The 7,550-nt window shown below is 54.6% G+C and carries 10 protein-coding genes; 1 reads left to right on the forward strand and 9 read right to left on the reverse strand.

The window, feature by feature from the left end:
• A partial coding sequence (gene rplS, locus RDN66_RS04915) for a 50S ribosomal protein L19 (protein WP_308537600.1) occupies positions 1–339 on the forward strand: 339 nt, incomplete at its 5' end.
• Between the two features lie 143 nt (positions 340–482).
• Here rplS and RDN66_RS04920 read toward each other — a convergent pair.
• The 9 genes from RDN66_RS04920 to RDN66_RS04960 all read right to left on the reverse strand — a co-directional run.
• A complete protein-coding gene (locus tag RDN66_RS04920) occupies positions 483–701 on the reverse strand; it encodes a DNA-binding transcriptional regulator (RefSeq protein WP_000972009.1) in 219 nt (72 codons plus the stop codon).
• Positions 702–776: 75 nt separating this feature from the next.
• Positions 777–1,946, reverse strand: coding sequence for a phage late control D family protein (locus RDN66_RS04925; RefSeq protein WP_202217388.1), 1,170 nt, complete (start codon positions 1,944–1,946; stop codon positions 777–779).
• Positions 1,943–2,428, reverse strand: a complete 486-nt coding sequence (locus RDN66_RS04930; protein WP_202217389.1) for a phage tail protein — start codon at positions 2,426–2,428, stop codon at positions 1,943–1,945. The genes RDN66_RS04925 and RDN66_RS04930 overlap by 4 nt, the downstream gene beginning before the upstream one ends.
• Positions 2,429–2,439: 11 nt before the next feature.
• Positions 2,440–4,881 carry a phage tail tape measure protein gene (locus RDN66_RS04935; RefSeq protein ID WP_308537601.1) on the reverse strand — a complete coding sequence of 814 codons (2,442 nt, stop codon included), beginning with the start codon at positions 4,879–4,881 and terminating at the stop codon, positions 2,440–2,442.
• Positions 4,874–4,993 carry a GpE family phage tail protein gene (locus tag RDN66_RS04940; protein WP_308537602.1) on the reverse strand — a complete coding sequence of 40 codons (120 nt, stop codon included), beginning with the start codon at positions 4,991–4,993 and terminating at the stop codon, positions 4,874–4,876. The genes RDN66_RS04935 and RDN66_RS04940 overlap by 8 nt, the downstream gene beginning before the upstream one ends.
• Before the next feature lie 32 nt (positions 4,994–5,025).
• On the reverse strand, positions 5,026–5,361 hold the full coding sequence (locus tag RDN66_RS04945; protein ID WP_308537603.1) for a phage tail assembly protein: 336 nt from the start codon (positions 5,359–5,361) through the stop codon (positions 5,026–5,028).
• A 63-nt stretch (positions 5,362–5,424) separates the two neighbouring features.
• Complete coding sequence (locus RDN66_RS04950; RefSeq protein ID WP_001207674.1) at positions 5,425–5,943, reverse strand: phage major tail tube protein; 519 nt, start codon at positions 5,941–5,943, stop codon at positions 5,425–5,427.
• 15 nt (positions 5,944–5,958) lie between these two features.
• The gene (locus RDN66_RS04955; protein ID WP_308537604.1) at positions 5,959–7,137 is read right to left on the reverse strand and encodes a phage tail sheath protein; all 1,179 of its coding nucleotides are present in this window, start codon (positions 7,135–7,137) and stop codon (positions 5,959–5,961) included.
• 144 nt (positions 7,138–7,281) lie between these two features.
• A partial coding sequence (locus RDN66_RS04960) for a tail fiber assembly protein (protein WP_308537605.1) occupies positions 7,282–7,550 on the reverse strand: 269 nt, incomplete at its 5' end.

Below are 7,550 nucleotides of genomic sequence, written 5' to 3' on the forward strand. Positions count from 1 at the left end.
ATTATTAAGCAACTTGAACAAGAACAGATGAAGCAGGACGTACCTTCCTTCCGTCCGGGTGATACCGTGGAAGTGAAAGTATGGGTTGTTGAAGGTTCCAAAAAACGTCTGCAGGCATTTGAGGGCGTGGTTATCGCTATTCGTAGCCGCGGTCTGCACTCTGCATTCACTGTTCGTAAAATTTCCAACGGCGAAGGCGTTGAGCGTGTCTTCCAGACTCACTCTCCAGTTGTTGACAGCATTGCTGTTAAACGTCGTGGTGCTGTACGTAAAGCTAAACTGTACTACCTGCGTGAGCGCACTGGTAAGTCTGCTCGTATCAAAGAGCGTCTTAACTGATAACGCATTCGCGCTACATCCAAAGCGTGTTATAAAACAAGGGGTTAGCTATTTGCTAACCCCTTTTTTATTGGCGATGGCGGCAAGTTGGCGGCAGAGATTGGCGCGATGGCGGCAGATATAAAAAAACCTGCCGAAGCAGGTTAAAGCCAAAGTTGCTGTTGCTGGTTTCTAACGGGATGAGGAGGGGCAGGGTCAACAGCGCCCGGCTTCACAATAAATCTTGATAGCGTCTCAAAAGTTATAAATGTACATCCGCAATTGATGTTTTGGCACTGGTGATAACGTTCTTTCGTTTCGGTGCTAAGGTACCGGCTAGTGCGAGCATGCGCGGCGTTTTGGCATAACGGGCAGTGCATCATAATTATTCCCCCTGCTGGCGTATCTGAGGGAATAATAAACTCTTAAATTGCATTTGCAAATTATGATTTGCTTTTTCAACTCTCACTTTCCTCTGAGCTGTACTCCACATCAGAGAGTTTAACCTCAAGCTCTAAGCCCGTCGTGTAGCCATTATTATTCAGATTGTGAGTCACTTTACTGATTAACCAAGATTGCTCGTCTATGACGCGCTTAAACCCTGACACACGCATCGGGGTCTCAGGGAATAAATCAGCCCTGCCAAGCGCCAGCGTAATTGAAAACTCCGCAACGCCTCGCTGCAGCTTATCCCACTTAGCCTGAGCGGCGCGCATCGCCTGCGCCTTAGAAGCGTAGACAGTCGTCAGCGCCAGCACGTTATCGGCCTCACCGGCCATATACTCACCCTCGCGCGCCTCCGGCTCTTTTTTGGCCTTTGTCTTTTTGCTGACCGGCTTTGCTTTTGGGTGCTCCAGTGCGCGCAGGTGCTTCTCTTTTGGCTTACGTTTCAGCGTCACTTTTTGCTTTTGCGGCTTCGGGTCTTTTGTGTGCAACCATTTTGCTGTTACGCCGGTGTAAGCCCCACGGTCAGCAATGGCAAACTGATGACGGTCGCCATCGCCGCGGGTCAGGGTCATTTGCGGGACGGGCTTGCCACTGGCCGTCATCGCACTACCGGCTTTCAGAAACAGGAGTTTACCCGCTTTCACTGACACCGCCGCCCCATTGCGGTCAGCCAGCCGGGTCAGAAATACGGCGTCGGACTCCTGCGACTGGTCGATATGCGGTACCGGTATTTTTTTCAGCGAATCCGCGACACTGGCCGTCAGTTTATTGCGCTTTGCAATGGTGCTGACCAGCTCACCGAGGGTGGTGTCGTGCCATGACTCTTCACGCCGTGAATTGAGCGTTCCGCGAAAGTCTGCACTACGCGCCCGGATGGTCAGGGTATCAGGCGCGCCCCGATGCTCAATCTCATCGACCGTGAAATCGCCCTTATTCAGAAGCGCCGAACCCTGCCAGCCAAGCCACAACGTCAGCACCGCCCCGCGCAGGGGTAACTCGACTTTGCCGTCGGTGTCGTTGAGCTCAATGTCGAGCTGGTCAGCCTCAAATCCCCTGTTGTCGGTCATGGTGAGAGAAATCAGCCGGTCACTAAAATTGCTGGTAATGTCCTGGCTGTTCAGCGTCAGCATAAATGCCGGTGCAATGCTGGTACCGGCGTCAATGGTCATGCCCGTAATCATGCGGTCAGCCCTCCGAGCGTACCCTGCAGCTTATCAGTCAGATTACCAGCAGAGCCGAGAAGCTCGCTGGCCTGCTTATTCAGGTCGCCAAACATTGCCGTCAGTGATTCGTCGATCCGTTTCAGCGAAAGGGTGAAATCAATCTTTCTGGCCGCGCCGTCGCTGAAAAACTCGGTATGCGTGGTCGACACCGTCTCGACGATATACATCCCGAAGATATTGCCGGTTCCCTCAATCAGCGGCCAAGCTCTGCCCTCGTCGGCCATCAGTTCGACAGCCAGCAGAGATATACGACCGCCAGTAATGGCAGGGTAAAGCGTACCGGCAAGCTGGATCGCGTTTTCCCCCTCGCCGAGAAACTGATACGCAGGAGGTTTGCCGACCCGGTCATTAGACGCCCAGCGGTAATTCTTCGAGTGCTGCATCGACTGATAAGGCAGGGTGCGACGTTCAAACACAAACATTCCAAGAGCAAGCATCATCATCAGCCTCCTTAATCGTGCATCATGCTAGCGCGGGCTTTGGCTCGCTTGTCGCGTTCATATTTTTCTAACGCATCCTGCAACTGGTTACCCAATTGACCACCCGGCGCGCCGCCACCCGGCAGGTTTATTTGATAGGTCGGGCTGCTCTGGTCAATATAGGTACGACCGGCGGGAGCCGTGACAGGCTGATAAGCCTGATATCCACCAAGCGAGCTGGTTGTCGGAATATATCCTCCACCCTGACCAACCGGCGGCGTTTTTGCCGTTTCCGTATCAATACCGCTCGATTCCTTTTTTACGAGGCCGAGCTTTTCGAGAATTACATCAAGACCACCGCGCAGCTTATTGAAAATATTCAGAGGCAACATCAGCGCATCGGCCAGCGCCTGCCCAAAAATAACACCGACATTTTTGCAGCTATCAAGCGTCTCCTGCGTTGCCTTGACCGGTGCAATCAGGTCTTTAAACCATTGCCAGACGCCGCGCAGTTTCTCACCGAGTCCGTCAAAGATTGGAGCCAGTGGAGCGAACATTTCCCCGACCGGTGCAAAGGCGCTCATGATGCCCTCAATCACCCCCGAAAAAAATGCGCTGATGGGCTCCCAATATTTGCGGATGAGTAGAGCCCCGGCCACAATCGCCGCACCGACGGCCACTATCGGCCAGGTAATCGCACCGAGCGCTGTCGCAATGGCACTACCGACGACAGTAAAGACCGTACCCAGCACGCCAGCAGCGGCGATAATGGCATTAATCCCCATTACAACCGGCCACGCAACGAGACCAATGCCGCCGATGATACCAATCAGCGCCAGCGCGCCACCGGCAATGATGCCGATAGTTTCTGCCAATTCCTTGTTATCTTTGATCCAGTTGTCGAGTTTTAACACATACTGCGTGGCGGTTTGGGTAAGTTTGCGCAATGAACTATCTTGCTGGTCATAGAGGTCAGTGCCGACTGCCTCATAAGCTGACTGGAACTCCTTGAAGTCGCCGCCGAGGTTATCCTGCATAACCTTGACCAGTTCCTCGGTTTTACCGTCCGAGGCTTTTATCGTCGCGGTGAGTTTATCGAGTTTTCCGCTGGCCGCTGCCGCCATCAGCACACTTGCGGATTTCATAGCCTCCTCGCCGAATATGGTTTTCACATATTCTGCTTTCTGACCAGTGCCGAGCTTGTTGCGCTCAAAACTGGCCTGCATTTCTTTCAAGATGGTAAATAATGGGCGCGTATTGCCTTTTCTGTCCGAGGTTTTAACACCCAACTCTTTTAGGGCATCATATGCTTTGCCTGTTGGTGCCTGTAGCCTTGTTATAACAGCCGCGCCGCCCGTCCCAGCCATTGACCCCCTGATGTTATTATCGTGAAGTGTGCCGGTAATCGCCGCCGCTTGTTCAAGACTCACCCCGGCATTTTTCGCAACAGGGGCAAGGTAACTTAATGAGTCACTTAGCCCCTGAAAATCAGCGGTGGTTTTGTTCATCGTGGTTGAAAGAACATCACCGATATGTGCAGCAGCGTCATTAGAAAGCTGAAAGGCGGCTTTTGTCCCCATCAATAGTTGCGCGTTTTCCTCCATTGTTTTCCTGTTCGCAAGTGACAGGTTGAGAGTCACAGGCGTCATGGCCGCTATAGCTTCAGCATCACCGCCACCTTTTGCGATGATAATCTGCGCACTGGCGGCATCATCGGCAGAGGCTGCAGTATTGTCGCCGAGCTGGCGCGCCTGTTTGCGTAGCGCCTGCATTTCTGGCGACTGCTTATCGACCCCGAGCACGGCCTGCAGCTCGGAATTTTTCTGCGCAAAGTCATAACCGGGCATCAGTAATTTAACCCCGGCCATCGTTCCCGCTGTCGCGATACCGACCCCGGCAGCACCGGCTGCAGCCATGTTACCGGCAAGCTCTTTACCTGATTTATATCGCTCTTTCACCCGGCTTAATTTCGCCTGCTGCGCACTGACGCGTGCCAGTGCCTCGCGCTGTCGATTAAGCTGCGACGTCGTTTCGCTGATGGAGGTTTTGAGCCGACGCTCATCGGCAGACAGAGTGCGGGTATTGATACCGGCCTGCATCAGCTCGGAGCGCTGGCGCTGTACCGACGTTCTCAGGCTGTTGTATTTCGCCTGCAGCTCAGAGGCGGCACGCTTTGCCGCTTCGAGTGCCTGCGCCTGCGCGCGGGTCGGACTGGTGGTGTTTTTAAACTGCACGGCCAGCTCACCGGCCTCGCGTTTTGCTTTCTCAAGCGACTGACTGGTCACGGCCAGTTGAGCGCTTGCCTTACGAAAGCCGTCGATTTTTGACGCCTGACCATTCAGGTCACGCAGCCCTTTTTGTGTGTCGCGAATATCACCCGACAGGGATTTACTCGCGGTCTGGATGGATTTAAGCGGTCGGGTCGCCTGGTCGACCGCTTTCAGCAATACCTCAAGCCTCAGGTTATTACTCATTGTTGTTTCCGCTACGCTGCAGCGCCTTTTCGCGCCATGTGATGAGCTCGGTCAGGCTCAGGGAATAGAGCTCTGATGGCGACCAGTGAAATATCACTGCAATATCCGCCATCAGGTCATCGGTCGACAGGTCAGGCGGGAAATCTATTCCGCCGAAGCCGGTGACAAAAAACCAATCACCTTAGCGGCCAGCGACAGCATATCTGGCAGGTTCATCGCGGCTAATTCCTGCGTGGTGAGCGCGGGATAGGTCATGCGCGGCAGGACTTTAATCAGCGCATCAACTTCGGACTGCGCCACCGCCGCCAGACTGACACCGCGCAAGGTACCGGCGTTCGGCTCAATCAGGGTGACTTTATCAATAGTCTGACCGGCGCGCTTAATCGGCTTGTCGAGGGTCACGACGTTCGGGTTTACGGTGTCAATTTCATTGCCAGCCGTATCAACAAATTCAGCGGTTTTACGTGGTGCTCTTGCCATGATGTTTTTCTCTGCTCTGAATGGGGATTAATAACCGGCCAACAGTGCTGACCGGTCAGGGAATTACAGCCCGATTGCGCGGCGGTGCTGTTCCAGACGGTCGACGCCGTTCACCTTCTCGACCATGTTGACGGTGTCGATTTCGATGACGTCACTACCATCAATCGTGAGGCGGTAGTAGGTGCAAACGGTCGACAGTTTGGTCGAGGTGTTTTCACCCTGTTTATTCTCACCGCCGTCGATTTCTTTGTGACGGCCACGCATGACCACCTCGACCGCGATGATTTCGCCGGTGTCGTCGCGCTGGTAGGATCCAGCAAAACGCAGCGGCACGGCGTCAGCTCCCGGCGCGGCGTACTGCGCCCACAGCGCCACATCGGGCAGGCCACCGACAGACCATTCGACGGTGAGCGCATCGTCGTCGAGGCCGAGGTCAATCGCCGCCGCACCATTCATACCGCCGCCGCGATAGTTTTCGAGCTTGCGGGTCAGCTTCGGCAGCGTCACGGATTCAACAACGCCCATGTAGCTCAGGCCGTCATTGAACATGTTCAGATATTTGAGTTTGCGGGGTAGTGCCATGTTGTTTCAGGCTCCTTAGCTGTTGACCGATTCGGCCAGATTCACCAGATATTTATCGGTGATACGCTGGCGCAGGGTCAGGCTTTCCAGTGGTGGAACCGGCGTATAGTCGTAGTCGATATACAGTTTCCCGGCCTTGAGGGTTTCCTTGTCGTTCGATTCCTCGTCGAACCAGCATTCACCGTCCACGATGTAGCCGTTAGATTTCAGCTCGCGGAATTTGGCATTAATGCCGTCGACAATGTCACGGATGAGCGATGCGGTGATGGGCTTATCGACCGCCCACATGTGCGCCTCGGCCATCGTGTCGGCCAGCACCTGCGCGGTGCGTGTGTAGTTCTCAAACAGGAACAGCGGGTCATCAGAGCAGGTGCGGTTACCCCAAAAGCGGAAACCATCTTTGCGCACCAGCGTCGTGACCCCGGCCTCGTTGAGCAGGTCAGCATCGGTGCCGGATGCCTGCAAATCCCAAAACACTGAGGCACTGATGCCGGTGACGCCCTGCACGCCGACGTTAGACAGGGTTTTATGCCAGCCGACAGTCTGGTCGATATAAGCGCGCAGACCGAGTGCGCGCGCAGTGGCGTAGGCCGTTGCGGTGGCATTCGCGGTGGTGTCCCATGCGAGGAAATCAGGCCAGATAAGCATCAGCTCGCGCTGGCTGAAATTATCGCGATAGGCTATCGCCTCGGAAATAGTCTTACAGCCCCATGCGCTGACATAACCAAACGCGCGCAGACTGATGCAGACCGACGCGAGGGCGGTTGCGACTTCCTGCGTATCGAGGCCCGGCACGCCGAGAATACGCGGCTTAACACCGGTGACCGCTTCGGCAGTCAACAGCGCTTTGATACCGGTGTATTTACCGTTCTCATCCGTGCCGCCGATAATATTGGAAATGGTCTGAGCTTCCGCGTCTTCTCCGGTACCTTCGGCAACGCGCACGACAACGGTGACGGGCTTTGACTGGTCGGCGATGGCCTGCAGGGATGCGGCCAGCGTGCCTTTTTTACCGGCTTTCGCAATGGCGCTCTGCACATTGGTAATCAGTACCGGTTCATTGAGGGGGAACGTTTCGGCATCCGCATCGCTGGCCGTGCAGACCATGCCGACGATTGCGGTTGCTACAGTGGAAATGACGCGGGTGCCGTCGTTAATCTCAAGCACCTGTACGCCGTGGTGAAAATCACTCATCCGGTTAACTCCGTGGTTAGTGGGCGAGTGTTATTGTCCTGGCTGGTCTGGTGAGGGGCTATTTGTCGGCGATGGGTAGCGCATGACACATAAATAAATCATAAAAAAGACGGGCATCAGCCCGCCATTCTTTCAAAGGTTCGTTTATGCGCCTGGCAGTGGCGGCCACTCGATATCGGATGCGGCATCTGTTTTGATACGCATCAACTGCACCCGGTACATCTCCCAGACATCAAGTTCTAATTCTTCTTCAGCAGTGGCGATCCCTTTATCGACAGCATACTTTCTCCATGCAATCTCTTCGGCTGCCTCAGCGAGTAGTTGTGATTTTTTCTGTTCTGCTGAAGCAACGTCAGCCGCATGCTGAGCGTCTGCATCAGTCACCCACTCAGAACCATTCCATTTGTCGTAGG

The sequence above is a fragment of the uncultured Kluyvera sp. genome, assembly GCF_902485085.1.
Classification (GTDB): domain Bacteria; phylum Pseudomonadota; class Gammaproteobacteria; order Enterobacterales; family Enterobacteriaceae; genus Kluyvera; species Kluyvera ascorbata.

Coding starts and splice junctions, on each gene's coding strand:
- RDN66_RS04920 (WP_000972009.1), bottom strand. CDS start 701: ATGATGCACTGCCCGTTATGCCAAAACGCCGCGCATGCTCGCACTAGC.
- RDN66_RS04925 (WP_202217388.1), bottom strand. CDS start 1,946: ATGATTACGGGCATGACCATTGACGCCGGTACCAGCATTGCACCGGCA.
- RDN66_RS04930 (WP_202217389.1), bottom strand. CDS start 2,428: ATGATGCTTGCTCTTGGAATGTTTGTGTTTGAACGTCGCACCCTGCCT.
- RDN66_RS04935 (WP_308537601.1), bottom strand. CDS start 4,881: ATGAGTAATAACCTGAGGCTTGAGGTATTGCTGAAAGCGGTCGACCAG.
- RDN66_RS04940 (WP_308537602.1), bottom strand. CDS start 4,993: ATGGCGGATATTGCAGTGATATTTCACTGGTCGCCATCAGAGCTCTAT.
- RDN66_RS04945 (WP_308537603.1), bottom strand. CDS start 5,361: ATGGCAAGAGCACCACGTAAAACCGCTGAATTTGTTGATACGGCTGGC.
- RDN66_RS04950 (WP_001207674.1), bottom strand. CDS start 5,943: ATGGCACTACCCCGCAAACTCAAATATCTGAACATGTTCAATGACGGC.
- RDN66_RS04955 (WP_308537604.1), bottom strand. CDS start 7,137: ATGAGTGATTTTCACCACGGCGTACAGGTGCTTGAGATTAACGACGGC.